Source organism: Mesorhizobium sp. M1A.T.Ca.IN.004.03.1.1, from assembly GCF_003997555.1.
In the GTDB taxonomy this organism is placed as follows: domain Bacteria; phylum Pseudomonadota; class Alphaproteobacteria; order Rhizobiales; family Rhizobiaceae; genus Mesorhizobium.
The window spans coordinates 1-239 of record NZ_RZTV01001024.1; the positions used below are offsets into that span (position 1 = coordinate 1).

A 239-nucleotide genomic window follows, 5' to 3' on the forward strand; every position below is an offset into this window, starting at 1 on the left:
GCCGATTGCTGCAATGCTCGACGCCGGAAAAGATCCTCACCGAACCCGCCGATCCCTTCGTGCAGCAGCTGACCGGCACCTCCGACCGCGCGCTGAAGCTGATGTCGCTGCTGCCGCTGAAGGAGAGCATGGAGCCGGCCAAGGGCGGTCTTTCCTATGCCTTGCCGCAGTCGCTCAGCCTGCGCGACGCGCTGGCCGAAATGATCTGGCAGGGGGTCGACGAGGCGGCGGTGCAGGAC

Annotated in this window: 1 pseudogene; it reads left to right on the top strand. The window is 66.5% G+C overall.

Annotated features, from left to right (window positions below):
* Window positions 1-239, top strand: a pseudogene (locus tag EOD29_RS34785) (ABC transporter ATP-binding protein); the annotation flags it as partial.